Annotated in this window: 17 protein-coding genes and 1 pseudogene; 13 read left to right on the forward strand and 5 right to left on the reverse strand. The window is 72.3% G+C overall.

The window, feature by feature from the left end; all coding sequences use genetic code 11:
- Positions 1–110: 110 nt before the first annotated feature.
- A complete protein-coding gene (locus PV963_RS14375) occupies positions 111–1,148 on the forward strand; it encodes a rod shape-determining protein (protein WP_274816082.1) in 1,038 nt (345 codons plus the stop codon).
- Between the two features lie 41 nt (positions 1,149–1,189).
- Here the strand turns inward: PV963_RS14375 and PV963_RS14380 are convergent, their stop codons facing one another.
- Both PV963_RS14380 and PV963_RS14385 read right to left on the reverse strand, forming a co-directional pair.
- A complete protein-coding gene (locus PV963_RS14380; protein WP_274816083.1) occupies positions 1,190–2,143 on the reverse strand; it encodes a sensor histidine kinase in 954 nt (317 codons plus the stop codon).
- Positions 2,140–2,496, reverse strand: coding sequence for an STAS domain-containing protein (locus PV963_RS14385; RefSeq protein ID WP_274816084.1), 357 nt, complete (start codon positions 2,494–2,496; stop codon positions 2,140–2,142). The genes PV963_RS14380 and PV963_RS14385 overlap by 4 nt, the downstream gene beginning before the upstream one ends.
- Positions 2,497–2,683: 187 nt before the next feature.
- Here PV963_RS14385 and PV963_RS14390 point away from each other — a divergent pair, with 187 nt between their 5' ends.
- The 3 genes and pseudogenes from PV963_RS14390 to uppS all read left to right on the forward strand — a co-directional run bounded on the left by PV963_RS14390 (position 2,684) and on the right by uppS (position 5,519).
- A complete protein-coding gene (locus PV963_RS14390; RefSeq protein WP_274816085.1) occupies positions 2,684–3,379 on the forward strand; it encodes an ANTAR domain-containing protein in 696 nt (231 codons plus the stop codon).
- Between the two features lie 483 nt (positions 3,380–3,862).
- A pseudogene (locus tag PV963_RS43605) lies at positions 3,863–4,531 on the forward strand (squalene/phytoene synthase family protein); the annotation flags it as partial.
- A gap of 292 nt (positions 4,532–4,823) precedes the next feature.
- Positions 4,824–5,519, forward strand: coding sequence for a polyprenyl diphosphate synthase (gene uppS / locus PV963_RS14400; protein WP_274816086.1), 696 nt, complete (start codon positions 4,824–4,826; stop codon positions 5,517–5,519).
- Here uppS and PV963_RS14405 read toward each other — a convergent pair.
- Positions 5,509–6,123: an RraA family protein gene (locus PV963_RS14405; protein ID WP_274816087.1), complete on the reverse strand. Its 615-nt coding sequence runs from the start codon at positions 6,121–6,123 to the stop codon at positions 5,509–5,511. The two genes, uppS and PV963_RS14405, sit on opposite strands and share 11 nt — an antisense overlap.
- Positions 6,124–6,226: 103 nt before the next feature.
- Here PV963_RS14405 and PV963_RS14410 point away from each other — a divergent pair, with 103 nt between their 5' ends.
- Complete coding sequence (locus PV963_RS14410; protein WP_274816088.1) at positions 6,227–7,225, forward strand: ketopantoate reductase family protein; 999 nt, start codon at positions 6,227–6,229, stop codon at positions 7,223–7,225.
- A 70-nt stretch (positions 7,226–7,295) separates the two neighbouring features.
- Positions 7,296–8,069, forward strand: a complete 774-nt coding sequence (locus PV963_RS14415) for a sulfite exporter TauE/SafE family protein (RefSeq protein WP_274816089.1) — start codon at positions 7,296–7,298, stop codon at positions 8,067–8,069.
- Here the strand turns inward: PV963_RS14415 and PV963_RS14420 are convergent.
- Complete coding sequence (locus tag PV963_RS14420) at positions 8,038–9,222, reverse strand: nuclear transport factor 2 family protein (RefSeq protein ID WP_274816090.1); 1,185 nt, start codon at positions 9,220–9,222, stop codon at positions 8,038–8,040. The genes PV963_RS14415 and PV963_RS14420 overlap by 32 nt on opposite strands.
- A 95-nt stretch (positions 9,223–9,317) precedes the next feature.
- On the opposite strand from PV963_RS14420, the gene PV963_RS14425 reads away from it, so the two are divergent.
- On the forward strand, positions 9,318–10,244 hold the full coding sequence (locus PV963_RS14425) for a LysR family transcriptional regulator (protein ID WP_274816091.1): 927 nt from the start codon (positions 9,318–9,320) through the stop codon (positions 10,242–10,244).
- On the opposite strand, the gene PV963_RS14430 is transcribed toward PV963_RS14425, so the two are convergent.
- Entirely contained in the window at positions 10,228–10,776 is a 549-nt protein-coding gene (locus PV963_RS14430; RefSeq protein ID WP_274816092.1) for a GNAT family N-acetyltransferase, read from the reverse strand. The genes PV963_RS14425 and PV963_RS14430 overlap by 17 nt on opposite strands.
- A gap of 274 nt (positions 10,777–11,050) precedes the next feature.
- Here PV963_RS14430 and PV963_RS14435 point away from each other — a divergent pair, with 274 nt between their 5' ends.
- The 6 genes from PV963_RS14435 (at position 11,051) to PV963_RS14460 (ending at position 16,933) form a co-directional block, all read left to right on the forward strand.
- Positions 11,051–11,746 (forward strand): type 1 glutamine amidotransferase domain-containing protein, encoded by a 696-nt coding sequence (locus tag PV963_RS14435; RefSeq protein WP_274816093.1) that lies wholly within the window; start codon positions 11,051–11,053, stop codon positions 11,744–11,746.
- Between the two features lie 3 nt (positions 11,747–11,749).
- Entirely contained in the window at positions 11,750–12,313 is a 564-nt protein-coding gene (locus tag PV963_RS14440; RefSeq protein ID WP_274816094.1) for a TetR/AcrR family transcriptional regulator, read from the forward strand.
- Positions 12,314–12,474: 161 nt separating this feature from the next.
- Positions 12,475–13,995, forward strand: a complete 1,521-nt coding sequence (locus tag PV963_RS14445; RefSeq protein WP_274816095.1) for an MFS transporter — start codon at positions 12,475–12,477, stop codon at positions 13,993–13,995.
- Between the two features lie 24 nt (positions 13,996–14,019).
- On the forward strand, positions 14,020–14,682 hold the full coding sequence (locus PV963_RS14450; protein WP_274816096.1) for an NADPH-dependent F420 reductase: 663 nt from the start codon (positions 14,020–14,022) through the stop codon (positions 14,680–14,682).
- A gap of 54 nt (positions 14,683–14,736) precedes the next feature.
- Positions 14,737–15,687 carry a LysR family transcriptional regulator gene (locus PV963_RS14455; RefSeq protein ID WP_274816097.1) on the forward strand — a complete coding sequence of 317 codons (951 nt, stop codon included), beginning with the start codon at positions 14,737–14,739 and terminating at the stop codon, positions 15,685–15,687.
- Between the two features lie 412 nt (positions 15,688–16,099).
- The gene (locus tag PV963_RS14460) at positions 16,100–16,933 is read left to right on the forward strand and encodes an alpha/beta fold hydrolase (RefSeq protein ID WP_274816098.1); all 834 of its coding nucleotides are present in this window, start codon (positions 16,100–16,102) and stop codon (positions 16,931–16,933) included.
- The last annotated feature ends 9 nt before the right edge of the window (positions 16,934–16,942 follow it).

Here is a 16,942-nt window from a genome sequence, read left to right on the forward strand (position 1 = left end):
CGGTCCGTCCCGCGCACGATGCGAGGGAGGCCCGCCGCCCGGCGGTCCCACGTCTGCGAGGCCCGCCACCTGGCGGCCTCCCACGGTCTGTGCTCTCGGGAGGACCTGCCATGACCGCCAGTCTGGAGCAGTTGCGCCGCTGCCACTTCGCCGTCGATCTCGGGGCGGCCCGCACACGCGTCTACGTCAAGGGCGCCGGGCTCGTCGTCGACCAGCCGTCCGCCGCCGCCGTGAACACGCGCACCGGCGCGCTGATCGCGGTCGGCGAGCTCGCGGAGAAGATGACGGGCCGCACACCGGACTACATCCGGGTGGTGCATCCGGTCTCCGGCGGCACCGTCGTCGACATCGAGATGGCGCAGCGCATGCTGCGGCACCTGCTCGGCGACAAGATGCGCCGCAGCCTGCGCCGCAAGCCGATCCTGCGCGCCGCGGCCTGCATCCCGCACGACGCCGACCCGCTCGCCCAGCGCGCCGCCATCGAGACGCTGGTCGGACTCGGGTCCCGCCGCGTGGAGCTGGTCGACACGCTGATCGCCGCCGCCGTCGGCTGCGGACTGCCCGTGGAGCAGCCCGAGGCCACGATGATCATGGTGTGCGGTGCCGCGGCGACGCAGGTGGCGGTGCTGTCCCTCGGCTCGATCGTCACCGCCGAGCGCATCCCGGTGGGCGGCGAGGCCGTCGACCACGCGATCGTGCAGCACCTGCGGCACGAGCACGAGCTGATCCTGCCCAGCCAGTCGGTACGGCCGTTGCAGCTCGCCCTGTCCGGCAATGGCCTCACCTCGCAGGGCCCGGCCTCGACGGAGATCCACGGGCGGGACGTCGCCACCGGCCTGGCCCGCTCCGTCCAGGTCGACACCGCCGCCGTGCGGGACGCCATCCAGACGCCGCTCACCGCGGTCCTGGACGGCATCGGCAAGGTGCTGCGCTCCTGCCCTCCCGACCTGGTCGCCGACCTCGCCGACCGGGGGATCATGATGGTCGGCGGCAGTGCGCTGCTGCCGGGCCTGGACCAGATGCTGCGCCAGGCGACCGGCATGCCCGTGCACATCGCCGAGCGGCCGGACGTGTGCGCCGTGCAGGGCCTCGGCGCGATGCTGGAGGGCAGGATCGAACCGCTGGCGCTGGATCCGCTGGGATCCTGAGCGACCGGCGGGGCGAGGCCCTCAGCGGGTCTCAGCGGGTCTCAGCGGGCGAACCAGCAGCGCACGGTCGTCCCGTCGTCTCCCCTGTGCACCCGCACCAGGTCGGCGATGAGGTTCACCAGCAGCAGCCCGCGTCCGCCGCGCTGGTCGCGGGGCACGGGCCGGCGCCCGGCCAGAAGATCCGCGAGCCGGCCTTCGTCGCGCACCTCGCACACCACGTACCCGTCCTCGGTCCACACCCGCAGCATCCCGCAGCCGCCGCCGTGCACCACGCTGTTGGTGGTGAGCTCGGCCACGGCGAGGGCCAGGTCGTCCAGCTTGACGCCGGTGAGTCCGAGCCGCGCGCCCTCCCCGGCGGCCACGTGCCGGGCCTGGGAGAGCGAGCCGGAGTCGAAGGAGAACGTCAGCGCGTTCGGCACGGCCGGCAGCGCCTCGTTGTAGCGGGCGACGACGTCCCCGGGGGCGTACGCGTCGCTGCCCTGCTCCAGCCGGGAGCCGGAGGGGATGACGGTCGGGTGGGTGGCGTGGGCGTCGGCGAGGACGCGCTCGGGGAGCTGCTCGATGTCGTACGGACACAGGATGGTCGCCGTACGGCCCCGGAAGGCGGCGTTGATGAGCGCCTCGTGCTGGACGCAGGCGGGGTACTCGGTGTCGGAGCGCCCGGCCCAGATGGGCTCGCCGATGATCCGCACCCGGCGTCCGGGCGGCTGGGCGTCGGCGAACGCGCGTAGCACGCCGGGAATGATCCGCCCGGGGTTGCGGCCGGCCTCGCACATGTCCAGGAGCCGCACCGCCTCGGCGGCCTCGCCCAGCGCGTCCCGGATCAGCGCGAGGTTCTTGCCGGGCACCGCGACGGCCACGGGGTCGCCGGCCGCCAGGCCCTCGCGCACGAAGGGCACGGTGACGCCGAGGTACTCGTCCTCGTCGCGGTAGAAGAGCGCGGGGTGGACGAAGGGTTCCAGGGGGCCGAAGGGTTCGGCCTCGACAGCGGTCATGACACCGATACCTCGATCCCGGCGTGGTCGGGCCACAGCAGCTCCAGCGTCCGCCGCAGGGCCGGCGGCGGCCGACGCACCACGAACCGCCGGCCGTCCCCGAGCTGCCCGGCGGCGGCCGCGAGCGCGCCCGCGCCCGCGACGTCGACGAACGTCACGTCGGACAACTCCAGGTAGTACACGTCCTCATCCTCGCGAACGGCCTGCTCCAGTACGCCTTCCCAGATCGCACGTGTCGTCAGGACGACCTCGCCCGCCGCCCGGACACCCTGCCGGCCGGACAGCGGGAACACCGCCAGGCCCGGCACGGGACCGCAGGCGCCGGCGGCCGGCACCCGATACTGAGTGTTCAAGCCCCTCTCCCCACGCTGGTGGACCACAGCGCTCGTACCCGTCCGGGCGAAGCTCATTCCCCGCTGTGGTGTGTAGTACGCCGTACGGCGGGCAGGCGCACCTCACATCGACGTCGACGGGGGCGCGTGACGTCGAGCAGTTCCGGCGAGGAGGAACACGACCGAAGAGCTCCGAGAGGGCGGTGACATGACGTCAGCGGCATCACCACATCGCACAGGAGGGCTGAACACACTGGTCATCAGTGGCCGCGTGAGCGCGGACCGGGCCGAGCTCACCCCGTGTGGTGAGCTGGTTCACGGCTGCGCGGAAACACTGACCAGGACCCTGGCCGAGCTGCCGCCCACGATCACGCGGGTGGACCTGGACATGGGGGGCGTGCACTTCATGGACACGGCGGGTCTGCAGTTCCTCGACGTGCTGGGCGACTTCGCCCGTCGGCGTTTTGCGACGGTCACGACCACGAACTGGAACGGCCAGCCGCGCCGGATCCTGGAACTGGCGGGCCTGGACACGACCGACCCCCTGCGCGCCGCGCCCCACCCCGACCCGGAGCCCGCCCAGCCGTCGGCCCCGGCCTCCTCCGCGGTCGCAGTGGAACGCGCGGAGCGCCTGCACGTCCTCGAGGAGGAGGTCGAGCAGCTCCGCCAGGCCATCGCCTCCCGCCCGGTCATCGACCAGGCCCGGGGCATCCTCATGGCCACCCACGGCTGCACGTCCGACGAGGCCTGGCACGTCCTGCGCGAGACGTCCCAGCTCTCCAACACCAAGCTCCGCGACGTGGCCGCCGCCGTGACGGCCAGCGCGAAACCCGACGGCCCCCGCCCGTCCCCCGCCCTCCGCGAGGCCCTGCAGCAAGCCCTCACCCGCCGCCGCCGAACCTGAGACCGAGCCCGGGAATCCGCCCCCTCGCCGTCGGCCCCGTACGCCATCGGCCGGGCCTCAGCCCGCTGAGCGGCACCCTGCCGACGGCTGCCGCGCCCATGCCGTCCTCGTGGAGAGCCTGCGCTCGACGGGCCCTGATCCGCCACCGGGCCCGGGTCCGCTCGCCCCGGCCACGGTGCTCCGGGGCCCACGGGGGTACTCGGCCGGCCACGGCCGGAGCGCGGCACACGGCCGCTCCGGTTCCGAGGAGGACGACACCGACTCCCAGGAGGTGTTCCGACGCGGCCCCGGCCCGCATGCACGGGCCACCGCGCAACCTGACGTACCGTCCTCGCTGTGAGCGATGCACCTCCCGCGAACACCCGACGAGCGCCCTCCGCGCGCGCGGTGATCGGCGACGATCCGGCGCTGCGGGCGGCCTACGGGCTGTGCCGGCGCCGGACCAGGGAGCAGGACCCGGCGGAGTACGCGCTGATCCAGCTGGTGCCCGCGGCGCTGCGCCCGGCCTGCTGGGCCCTGTGGGCGGCGGCCAACGCGCTCGACGACCTGGGCGACGACCGCACGGTGCCCGCCGCCGGACGGGCCGCCCGGGTCGAGGAGTGGATCACCGCCCTGCACCGCGAACTGCCCACCGGCACGAGCCCGGACCCGATCCGCCACGCCCTGGTCGACACCGCGGCCCGCTGGCGCCTGGACCTGTCCGAGCTGCACGGCGCCATGGTCCAGGTCCAGGACGACACCCACGGCAGACACTTCGCCGACTGGGCCGCGTGGCGCACCTGGGGCCGGGACAATCTGCTGCCCTGGTTCGGCCAGGTCCGCACCCTCTTCGACCGGGCCGGCGTCCCCGTGGCACTGCGTCTGGACGCCAGGGAGACCTACGAGGAGTTCCTGGACGGCGTGCGGCTCACGGACATCCTCACCGACCTGTCCGCCGACCTCGCCCAGGGCGACCTCCTCCTGCCCGACGAGGCCCTGAAGCCCTACCCCGGGGCCGCGGACGACCTGGCGCAGCGGCGCTGGAGCCCCGCCGTCGCCGCCCTGGTCACGCAGCTGACCGGCCTGGCCCGCCAGTGGGTGACCCAGGACGGCCTCGACCGCGGCATGCACCCCGGGCCCGCCACCGTCCTGCACACCATGGCCGCCCTGCTGCGCGCCCAGCTCGACGCGATCGGCTCGGCCGGCCCGGCCCTCCTGCGGCGCCCGCCCCGGCCCGCGCTCCACGCCCGGGCCCGCGTCCTCGTCCCGGCCCGGGCCCGCGCCGCCCTGGCCTGGAGCTTGACCCCGCTGACGGTGCCGCCCGCACGGCCCGCCGGGCACGGCAGCCCGCCCCCGGCCGACCGGACGGCACGCACCCGGACCTTCCGCCCCCCCTCCGCACCCCGACGGCCACCGGCCCCCGGACATCCCGCCGGACCGGCTCCCCGCCCACGTCGCCGTGATCATGGACGGCAACGGCCGCTGGGCCCAGCAGCGCGGCCTGTCCCGGCACGAAGGACACCGGGCCGGCGCCGCCGCCGTCCGCGAGGTGGTGCACGGCGCCCTGGACATCGGCCTGCGGCACCTGACGCTCTACACCTTCTCCACCGAGAACTGGCACCGCGACCCCGAGGAGGTCGACGCGATCCTCGACCTCGTGCGCCGCGAGGTCGTCGACAACCCCTTCCGCGACCTCGACGTCCGGCTGCGCTGGCACGGCCGCACCGGCCGCCTGCCGCCCGACCTGTCCGACCTCCTCGACCGGCGGGAGCGCGGCACCCGCACCCGCACCGGCCTGACGCTGACGATGTGCATCGACTACGGCGGCCGCGACGAGCTCACCCGCACCGCCGCCGCCCTCGCCCGCCGGGCCCGGGCCGGCCATCTCGACCCCGACCTGATCGGCGAGGAGGACTTCGCGCGGCACCTGCCCCATCCGGACATGCCGGACGTCGACCTGCTCTGGCGCACCGGCAACGAGCAGCGCACCTCCAACTTCCTGCCCTGGCACACCGCCTACGCCGAGCTGCACTTCACCCCGGAGCTCTGGCCCGACACCGACCGCCGCCACCTGTGGCAGGCGATCACCACGTACACCCACCGCCAACGCCGCCACGGCACCGCTCCGACGGGCACCCCGGGAGGTCCGGTCAGCCGGTGAAGCCCTGCTCGCTCAGCGCCTTCTCGATGCGGGCACGGTGGTTCGCCTCCCAGGCGTCGAGGGACTCCTCGGCCTCCTTGGCCAGTTTCGCCCGGGCAGCGGCGAGGATCTCCTCCCGGCGGGCGGCGGGAGTGACGACGATGCCCTCCTCGTCGGCGACGACGATGTCGCCGGGGTGCACGAGCACGCCGCCGACACGGGCCGGCTCACCGAGCGCGCCGGCCTTCTCCTTGGTTCCTGGGATCGGGATGACACCGCGCGAGAAGACGGGAAAGCCCGCCTCGCGCACCTCCCCGAGGTCGCGGATGACACCGTCGACCACGAAGGCCGCGACACCCCGGCGCTGGGCGACGGCGCACACGTTGCCGCCGGCCAGCGCGTAGTCCACGTCGCCCGACTCCACGACGATGACCGAGCCGGGCTCGGCGCGGTAGATCGCGGCGTGCAGCATCAGGTTGTCGCCGGGCACGCACCGCACGGTGTACGCGGGACCCGCGATGCGGGGCGAGTTCCACAACGGACGGATGCCGGTGTCCATGACCTGCTCACGGCCCAGCAGATCGGCGAGGGTGGTGGGGGGTACGTCCTCGAAGGCAGAAGTCACACCGGGAATCCAAGCAACAGGGCACCAGCCGACGCCACTTGGTTTCCGCCGGTGCCCGCGGGATGCTCGGCACGACACCTGAAGCGGAGAGCCGGGGAGCGGAATGCGCTACATCATCATCGGGTCCGGGGCAGTCGGCGGTTCGATCGGGGGGCGGCTGCACGAGAGCGGCCGGTCCGTCGTCCTGGTCGCCCGCGGCGCGCACTTAGGGGCGCTGCGCGACAGCGGGCTGCGGCTGAAGGTCCCCACCGGCACGCTCACCCTCGACGTGCCCGTCGTGGCACGGCCCGAGGACGTCGAACTGCGCGAGGACGATGTGCTCGTACTCGCCGTCAAGACGCAGGACAGCGTGGCCGCCCTGGACGCATGGGCCGCGCGGCCGGTGGCGGGCGGCGGCACGGCGGGCGAACGCCTGCCTGTGGTGTGCGCCCAGAACGGCGTGGAGAACGAGCGCCTGGCACTGCGCCGCTTCCGTGAGGTGTACGGCGTGTGCGTCGTCCTGCCCTGCACCCACCTGGACCCGGGTGAGGTCGTCGCGCCCTGCGGCCCGTACACCGGCGCTCTGGTCATCGGCCGGTACGGGACGGGCCCGGACGACACCGCCCGGCGGATCGCGGACGACCTGGAGAAGTCCCGCTTCCTGGCTCCGGTGGTGGCGGACGTGATGCGCTGGAAGTACGGCAAGCTCCTCGGCAACCTCGCCAACGTCGTCGAGGCCGTGTGCGGCTCCGTCTCCGACGCCACCGCGCAGGACCTGGTCGCCCGGGCGAAGGCCGAGGGTGCCGCGGCCCTCGACGCCGCGGGCATCGCCTACGCGAGCGAGGCCGAGATCACCGAGCTGCGCAGCGGGACGGTCGACCCGCAGCCGATCGCCGGCGAGCGCACGCGCGGCTCGTCCTGGCAGAGCCTGGCGCGGGGCGCGGGATCGATCGAGACGGACTACCTCAACGGGGAGATCGTGCTGCTCGGCCGGGAGCACGGCGTGCCCACCCCGGTGAACGCGGCCCTGCAGCACGCCGCCCGGGAGAGCGTGGGCCGGAGCCGGGAGCCGGGCAGCCTGTCGGCCGAGGAACTGAGCAGGCGCATCGCGGCGAGCCCTTGATCATGCATGATCAGTGCGAGCCCCTCGACCGCCGCGCGGCGGGGAGGCGACACATTGATCATGTAAGGAGATGGCGTTGTCCATCTGGGAAGCACTGGCCGTTCTCGCAGCCGGCATCGGCGCGGGCACGATCAACACCATCGTCGGTTCCGGCACCCTGATCACCTTCCCGGTACTGCTTGCCACCGGGCTGCCGCCGATCACAGCCAACGTCTGCAACGCCCTCGGTCTCGTCCCCGGCTCCATCAGCGGAGCCATCGGCTACCGCGCCGAACTCCGCGGACAGAGCCGCCGCGCACTCGTCCTCGGTCTCACCGCGCTCGTCGGCGGACTCGGCGGAGCCGTCCTGCTCCTCGCCCTGCCCTCCGAGGCCTTCGACACGATCGTCCCCGTACTGATCGCTCTGGCGCTCGTGCTCGTACTGCTCCAGCCACGCCTCGCCAAAGCCCTACAGCGCCGCCGCGCGAACAAAGGCACCGCCGGCCGCCCGCACGGCGGCCCCTTCCTCCTGGTAGGACTGCTCCTCGCGAGCGGGTACGGCGGCTACTTCGGCGCCGCCCAAGGGGTCCTGTACCTCTCCCTGATGGGCCTGTTCCTCGACGAGGACCTGCAGCGCGTCAACGCCGTCAAGAACATCCTCGGAGCCGTCGTCAACGGCGTCGCCGCCTGCTTCTTCCTCTTCGTCGCCGAGTTCGACTGGACGGCGGTCCTGCTCATCGCCGTCGGCTCCGCCCTAGGCGGGCAGATCGGCGCCAAGGTCGGCCGCCGCCTCAGGCCCACCGCCCTGCGCGCCGTCATCGTCGCCGTCGGCATCATCGCGATCGTGCAGCTCCTGCTGCGCTGACACCTCGGTGATAAGCCTTGTTGGCGATGCGCCAGCCGTCGTCGACGCGGACGAGCAGGAAGACGTCGGTGAACGTGTCCGCGCCGTGCGAGAGCGTCATGGTCGCGGTCGCGACGGTGCCGTGGACGTCGATGGCGTCGACGCGGCGGGAGCGGGTCGGTTCGTCCGGGGCCGGACGGCCGTGGAAGAGAGCGCAGTACTCCTCCAGGGGCCACGAGACGAATGCGCCGTCCCGGATTCCCTCGATGTGGGCGGTGGGCAGGAACGCGTCGCGGAAGTGGGCGGGATCGCCGGTGGCGTGCCCGCGGATGTAGGCGCGGAGCGGTTCGAGCACGGCGTCGTCCACGGCGGGGACCATGGCGGCGACGGCGATGTCGGCCTCAGGGTCGGCAGGGGTGTCAGCCACATTGGCCGCGCTGCGCAGGGGCGTGTCCGACGCGGCGGCCAGCAGAGCCATGTCCTTGGCCAGCGCGCCGATCGTGAATTCGGCCGTGTCGGCACCCGCCTGGCCGGTGAGGAAGGGGCGTTTGCGGGCCACGAGCCCGCCGAGCGGGCCGAGTTCGAGGACGTCCAGCGCCTGGGCGCGGGGCAGGCCGAGGGCGTCGGCTTGTCGCAGTGAGTCGCGCAGGGCGAGGACGGCGCCGGCGAGGCTGTTGTTGGCGATCAGCTTGAGTGCGGCGGCGGTGGAGGCGTCGTCGACGCGCCGCACGGTGCCCAGCGTTTCCAGGACCGGTCGGACCCGGTCGAGCGTGTCCTGTTCGGCGGCGGCGAGAATCTGCAGGGCGCCGCCGGCGGCAGCCGGCACGGAGCCGAGCACGGGCGCGTGGACGTAGGTGGGGCCCAGTCGCCTGGCCAGCTGTGACGCCTCGGCGGGGGCGATGGTGCTGGTGTTCAGCACGACCGTGTCCGCCCTCAGCGAGTCACGAACGTCGTCGAGGACCTGCCGGCAGGCCGGACCGTCGAACAACGCCAGGAGCACGAGGTCGGCCTTGGCCACGGCGTCGTTCGGAACGCCCGTCGTCCTGACGGCTCCTGAGGTGCGCCCGGAGCGTGTCCAGCCGACGACGTCCCAGCCCTGGGCAGCCAGTCGGGTCGCGATCGCGTCGCCCATGCGCCCCAAGCCGAGGACGGCGATCGTGTGCGGTGTGGTCATGCACGCCAGCGTGAGGCACCGCGATGGCTGCGACAAGCGCAGATCTCGCAGACCGGCCCTGCGGGATGCGCATACCGCATGGGCATACTGGCGTCATGGAGTTGACGGTGTGGCGGACCTTCGTGACCGTGTGCCGGCTCGGGTCGCTGTCGGCGGCGGCCGCCGAGCTCAATCACACGCAGTCGGCCGTCTCCCGGCAGATCGCCGGACTGGAGCGGCAACTCGGCGTGCTTCTGATGGAGCGCCATGCGCGCGGTGTGCGTCCGACACCTGCCGGCGAGGTGTTCCGGCGCCACGCCCTGGCCACGCTCAACGAGGCCGACCGTGCCGTCCGCGCCGCACGAGACGCTCGCGACGGCGCGCTCGATCGGCCGCTGGCCGTCGGTGCCACACCCTCTCTGGCCGCGGGAATCGTCCCCGAGGCCGTCCGGGACCTGCTGAAGCAAACCGGATCCGTCCCGTGGAGCCTGCTGCCGGGCCTGAGCGCACAACTGCACAACCGCGTGATCGCCGGCGATCTCGACATCGCTGTCGTCACCGACGCACCACCAGGGCTGCCCCACGACCCGCGGCTCGAACGACGGTTCCTCGGGCTGGACGACATGGTCGTCGCACTGCCCGTCGGCCATCCGCAGGCCGGGCGAGACCCGGTGCGCATACAGACGCTGGCCGACCAGACCTGGGTCGAGGACAACGACGGCTCGGCGGCTCTCCTGCGCCAGCACGCCGCCCGCGCCGGAGTCAGCGCCCGCATCGACCTCTCCGCGGCCGATCTGCTCGGCAAGCTGGCCCTGGTCGCGACCGGCCACGCCATCGCGCTGATACCCGGCGTGCTGACGTGCGCCCTGCGGACCGACGTCACCACCGTGGCCCTCGTCGATCCCCCGACCCGCGGCATCTACACGATCACACCACGCCGCGACCCCCACCCTTGCGCAGCGCCCCTGCTCGACCAGCTCGCCACAGCCTTCACCTCGGTCCGTGAGCCGCGCACCCAGGCCCGGCTCAACCGGACGGCGTGACCGAGGACCACACGCCGAACCACTGCTCGGCGCCGTACTCCTCGAACCGCTCCACCTCGGTGAACCCCAGCTTCGCCGCGAGGCGCATCGCGCGGTCGTTGGCGGTCTGGGTGCAGAGCACCACCGGCTCGCCGGGAAGGGCGTCGGCGAACCAGTCGAGTGCCGCCGCGCACGCCTCGGCGGCGTACCCGCGTCCCCACGCCTGAGGCAGGAGCAGGTAACCGAGCTCGGCCTCCCCGGCATCCGGACGGACATGACCCGGGCGCTCCGCATCGCGCCGGTCGAGCGTGACCATGCCGATCATCGCTCCGTCGAGATCGATCACGAACAGGCCAGGGCGCCGCCCGGGCACATCGGGCACCGCGCGTTCGAGCTCATCCCGCGGTCGAGAGCCACCGATGTAGGTGCCCACCTCCGGCGATGCGAACAGCTCGATGAACGCCGCACGGTCCCGGGCCTCGGACTCGCGCAGCACGAGCCGTTCGGTCCTTAACGGGGCTGGTGGCCAGGCGACAGGTCCGAGTCCGGTCATGGCGGGCAACCTATCGCACGCCCATGAGTGGGACTCGAACGCAGCTGGAGCTATTCCCCAAGAGTCATTCGTTTTCCAATGCCAGACATCGGGTTCCTCATTGGAAACCTATGGGACTGCGGCCTACTGTCGAGGACATCGCCGCTCTGACGATCTGCACCCACAGTGTCAGTGATCGCAGAGTGTCAGCGGACGAAGCACCTCAGAGCGCGCGATACGCAACCCGCCCCTCCGGGCCCCGGCCAGCCGGGGCCCGTACCCTCGGAGAAACACCATGTCGAAGATCCTTTTCGTGATAACCGGCGTCGACCACTGGACGCTGGCTGATGGCACCAAGCACCCGACCGGCTTCTGGGCCGAGGAGGCCGTCGCCCCGTACAAGGCGTTCAGGGCCGCGGGCCACGAGATCGTCGTAGCCACCCCGGGCGGCATCGTCCCCACGGTGGACAAGGCCAGCCTCGCCGCCGAGGTCAACGGCGGCCAGGAGAACGCCGACAAGGTCGCGAGCGCGCTCGCAGCGATGACCGAGCTGCAGAACCCGATCAAGCTCGAGGACGTGGACCTCGACGACTACGCCGTCGTCTTCTACCCCGGCGGTCACGGCCCGATGGAGGACCTCGCCGTCGATGCCACCTCCGGCAAGCTGCTCATCGACACCCTGGAGGCGGGTAAGCCGCTGGGTGTGGTCTGCCACGCCCCGGCCGCCCTGCTCGCGGCCGTGAAGAGCGACGGGTCCAACGCCTTCGCGGGCTACCAGGTGGCTGCGTTCACCAACTCCGAGGAAGCCCAGGCCGGCTTCGCCGACAAGGCGAAGTGGCTGCTGGAGACCCGCCTGACGGAGGTGGGCGTGCAGGTTCGGCCGGGCGAGCCGTGGGCTCCCCACGTGGTCGTCGACCGCAACCTGGTCACCGGTCAGAACCCGGCATCCTCCGCCGCCGTCGCCGCGGAGCTGCTCGAGAAGCTGGCCTGAGCCATGAGCACTGACCGGCTGGATGAAGTCCTGGACGCCACCTACGACTGTCTGACCCGGTACGGCGTGCGGCGCACCACCATGGACGACATCGCCACGACCATGGGCGTGTCCCGGTCAGCGGTCTACCAGTACGTCCGCAGCAAGGACGACGCCTTCCGGCAACTCGCCCACCGCCTGCACACCCAGGCACTGGAGCAGGCCCGGCAGGCGGCGGCCGCCGAGGACGCCCCGTACGCCGAGCGCGTCCGGGGCGTCCTGGCCGCCAAGCTCGACTTGGCCCTTCAGCTCGCCGGGGACTCCCCGCACACCGCCGAACTCCTGGACGAAAAGGCCCGGTTGTTCGGGGGGATCTGCACCGCCTTCACCGCGGACCTGCGTCGCCTGCTGATCGGCCTGTTCACCAAGGCCGGCACCATGGGCGGTATCGAGCCCGGCAAGGCGGCAGATGTCGCGATCGCCCTGGTGATCGGGCTGGAGTCGGTGGGCGACGGCAGGCTGCTGCTGGGGCCCGCGACCGACGCGCTTGTGTCCGGCCTGCTGGGCGCCCCGGTCGCGACCCGCTGACCACGCGCCCCGGGTCGTCCGTTCTCCCGTTCCCCCGTCGTTTCGCTCTGTGGCGCTGACCCGTGCCCGTTTCCAGCCGGTTCAGCCACCACAAGGCACGCCTGGACGTACGTCCCCCATCACCCCGTGCCGCCGGATGCCTCTTCTCGAAAGGCGCCCCCATGTCGTCCCAGCGCCGTGTCCTGACCGCGCCTGCCGGCGCCGGATACGGGCTCGTTTGCATCCTCGGTCTCGCGGCCACCGTCGTGGCCATGATGCAGACCCTGGCCGTGCCCATCCTGGCCATCATCCGGGACGAGTTGTCCCTGACCACCTCCACCGCCGGCTGGCTGACCACCGCCACCCTGCTGTCCGCAGCCGTCTTCACCCCGCTGCTGGGGCGGCTCGGGGACATGCGCGGCAAGCGCCCCGTCCTCATCGGCATCCTGCTTGTCACCGTGGCCGGCTCCGTCCTTGGAGCCACCACCAGCTCCCTGCCCCTGCTGCTGACCGCCCGGGCGATGCAGGGCGCCTCCACCGCGATCTTCCCCCTGGCCCTGTCGGTGCTGCGCGATGAACTGGAGCCCCGCCGACTGTCCGGCGCCATGGGCCTGATCAGTGGCACCCTCGCGGTGGGAGCCGGGCTCGCCCTGGTCGGCGCGGGACTGCTCACCCAGGGCACCGATCCCGACTACCACCGCGTCTTCTGGATGGCCACCGCCCTGTCCCTGATCGCTCTCGTAGGCGTCATCGCCGCCGTCCCGCCCTCCCGCGAGACCATCGGCGGACGCACCGACTGGGCCGGCGCGGTCACCCTGGCGGCCACCCTCGTCCTGTTCCTGCTGCCCGTCTCGCAGGGCAACACCTGGGGCTGGACCTCCCCTCGCACCGTGATCCTGTTCGCCGCCGCGGCCGTCCTGGGCACGCTCTGGGTGGTCGTCGAGCGACACGTCAGCGAGCCCATGGTGGACATGACCATGTTCGTGTTCCGGCCGGTGCTGTTCACCAACATCGCCGGTGTGCTGCTCGGCTTCGGCATGTTCACCCAGTTCATCGGCATCGCCTTCCTGGCCCGGACCCCCAGGGAACTGGCCGGCTACGGCTTCTCGGCCTCCGTGCTGGGCGCCGCGACCACATACCTGCTGCCCAGCACCCTCGCCTCACTGATCGCCGCGCAGCTGGGCGGCACCCTGGTACGCCGCATCGGCGCCCGCGTGACCCTGGCTGCCGGCGCCGCCTCGGGCGTCGCCGGTTTCGCCTGGCTTGCCCTCGCCCACGGCAGCACCCCATCCGTCGCCGGCGCGGGCGTCCTTACCGGCATCGCCGTCAGCTTCGGCTTCGCCGCCCTGCCCGCCCTCATCGCCCAGGGCGTGCCCGCCCACCAGAGCGGCATCGCCAACAGCATCAACTCCATCGCCCGTTCGGTCGGCAGCTCCGCAGGCTCGGCCGTCATCGCCACCCTGCTGGCCGCCAACACCCTGCCCCATCACCCGCCCGGAACCCCTGCGCTGCCGGCCGAGACGCAGTACAGCGTCGTCTTCGCCCTCGGTGCCCTGGCCTTCGCTCTCATCGCCCTGGTCGCCCTCACCGGCCTCAACTTCAACGGCACAACACCCAGCAGCATCGTGCGGCAACCGGCCAACAGCCTCCCGGCTCCGTCGGCACCGCCACGACCTGCTCCGCTGAACACCGTCGGCCACTGACCTCGATACCCCAGGAGACTCCCCATGAAGATCGGCATCATCGGCGCCGGCGCCATCGGCGGCAACCTCACCCGGCGGCTGACCGCCCTCGGGCACGACGTCTCCGTCGCCAACTCCCGCGGCCCGCACACCCTGACCGCGCTGGCCGAGGAGACCGGCGCCACCCCGGCAGCCGTGACCGAAGCGGCCCGCGGCGCCGAGGCCGTCGTGGTCACCATCCCGCTCAAGAACATCCCCGACCTTCCGCCCGGTCTGTTCGACGGGGCCGCCGAAGGCTTCGCCGTGATCGACACCGGCAACTACTACCCCAAGGAGCGCGACGGGAGGATCGCCGCCATCGAGGACGATGGGCTCACCGAGAGCCGCTGGCCCCAGCAGCACCTCGGTCACCCGGTGATCAAGGCGTTCAACGGCACCTACGCCCAGGACATCCTCGACAAGCCACGCCCGAAGGACGACCCCGAGCGGATGGCGCTGCCGGTCGCGGGCGACGACGAGGCCGCCAAGAGGATCGTCCGCGATCTCATCGACGAGCTCGGCTTCGACACCGTGGACGCCGGCGGCATCGACGACTCCTGGCGCCAGCAGCCCGGCACCCCCGTCTACGGCCTGCGCGGCGGCGTCGACGCGGTGACGAAGGCCCTGGCCGAGGCGTCCCCCAAGCGCCCGGCCGCGTTCCGGGCGTAAGGCCTCGGATTCCGCCACAGCCCCCTCGCCATAGGAAGCGGATAGGGTTCCTACGTGAGACATAGGGATCCCGATGGCCCGATCGGGGTGCGGCAGTCCGCTGCGGCACCCCCACGGGACCTGAACCTGCTGCGCACCTTCCTGGCTGTGTACCGCTGTGGTTCCTTCACCGCCGCCGCGGGACTGCTGGGCCTGTCCCAGCCCACGGTGACCACCCAGATTCGCGCCCTGGAACGGCAGACGGGCCGCGAGCTGTTCCAGCGCCTGCCCCGCGGCGTCGCCCCGACACCCGTCGCCCACGACCTCGCGGCCCGCGTGGCCGCGCCCCTCGACGCACTCGCCGCCGTCGCCGGGCACGACACCGCACCAGACGAGCCGGCCACCCCCGTCCATCTGGCAGGGCCTGCCGAGCTGCTGTGCACCCGGGTCCTGCCGACGCTCGCCCCGCTGGCCGCCGACGGCGTACGGCTGCGCGTGACCATGGGCCTGACCGACCCGCTCCTGGAGGAGTTGCGCTCCGGACGCTATGACCTGGTGATCTCCACCGTCCGGCCGCGCGGGAGGGCGCTGGCCGCCGTGCCGTTGATGGACGAGGAGTTCGTCCTGGTCGCCGCGCCCGCCTGGGCCGACCGCCTGAGGGAACGGCTGGCCGCCGACGGCCCGGCCGCGCTGCACGCCGTCCCCCTGGTCACCTACGCCGAGGACCTGCCCATCGCCCGCCGCTACTGGCGGCACGTCTTCGGCACCCGGCTGTCCTGCCCCGCTGCCGTCACCGTGCCCGACCTGCGCGGCGTACTCGCCACGGTCGCCGCGGGAGCGGGTTTCACCGTCCTGCCCCGCTTCCTGTGCCAGGACGAACTCGCCTCCGGCGCCCTGGTGCCCCTGCACGAACCAGACGACCCGCCCATCAACACCGGCTACCTCGTCCAGCGCCCCGGCAGGCCCGGCAACCCCGACGTCACCCGGGTCCGCGACCTCATCCTCGAGGCGGGTCGCACCTGGTGACGCCGAACGGGCTCTGGATGTCACCTCCAGGCGGCAGCCTTCCCGATGAACGCAGGCGGTCCGTTCTCGTGACGGAGGCCGGTCAGCAGCGGGCTGAGGACGTCGGACGCGGAGCGCCAAATCCGGGCGCCTGGAGCCGACTTCAGCAGGCGCTGACAGGCCCACCCCCGGGCCCGGACCGATCAGCCATGGGGAACGAAGGCAGCAGGGGCTACCCAATGTCTGACGCCGAGGGTTGACACGCGTGCAGCGTGAACACAAAATCGCTGCCCATCGACAATGCCGAACAGCGTTCGGATGCAGAGTCACCCGCACGGCATGCCGCTCGCGGCAGGCCATCAACCGTCGCGACGGGGTTCACCAGTTCCGTCCCCGCCCTACCGTCCCCCTCCCCCGTCGACAAAGGAAGACCATGCCTCCGCGCCTCCCCGCGATCCTTACCGCCGCCGCGCTCGCGGTCACCACTGCCGTCTTGTCCCCTGCGTCACCGGCCACCGCCGACACCACCGATATCTCTCCGCCCGGAGCCAACGACTGGTCCTGCAAGCCCACCGCCGAGCACCCCGAGCCGGTCGTGCTGGTCCACGGGACGTTCGAGACCATGGCCAAGAACTGGCCGACGCTCAGCCCCAAGCTGAAAAGCGAGGGGTACTGCGTCTTCGCGCTGAACTACGGCGGCAACGCCATGGGACCCATTGCCCAGTCGGCGAAGGAACTCAAGTCGTTCGTCGGCGCGGTCATGGGGGCAACGGGCGCCAGGAAGGTCGATCTGGTCGGACACAGCCAGGGCGGAATGATGCCCCGCTACTACATCAAGTACCTCGGCGGCGCGACCCAGGTCGACGACCTGGTGGGGATCGTTCCGTCCAACCACGGCACGGAGGGCGTGATCGCACCGACGCCCGAGCTCGAAAGCGGCGAGAACAGCGCCTGCCCGGCCTGCGACGAGCAACAGGCGGGGTCGGAGTTCCTGACCGACCTGAACGCGAAGGACGAGACGCCGGCCGGTCCGTACTACACCGTCGTCACCACCAGATACGACGAGGTCGTCACGCCCTACACCAGCGCGTTCCTGGACGGCTCGGACCGGGAGGTCACCAACATCACTCTCCAGGACCGCTGCCCGCTCAACACGATCGAACACGACCAGACGCCCAACGACCCGGTCGTCCACCAGTGGGTTCTCAACGCGCTCGAGCGCAAGGGGCCGGCCGACCCGGCCTTCGTGCCGTCATGCGTCGGCTGACTGAACAAG

Origin of the sequence: Streptomyces coeruleorubidus (genome assembly GCF_028885415.1) — a bacterium.
Classification (GTDB): domain Bacteria; phylum Actinomycetota; class Actinomycetes; order Streptomycetales; family Streptomycetaceae; genus Streptomyces; species Streptomyces coeruleorubidus_A.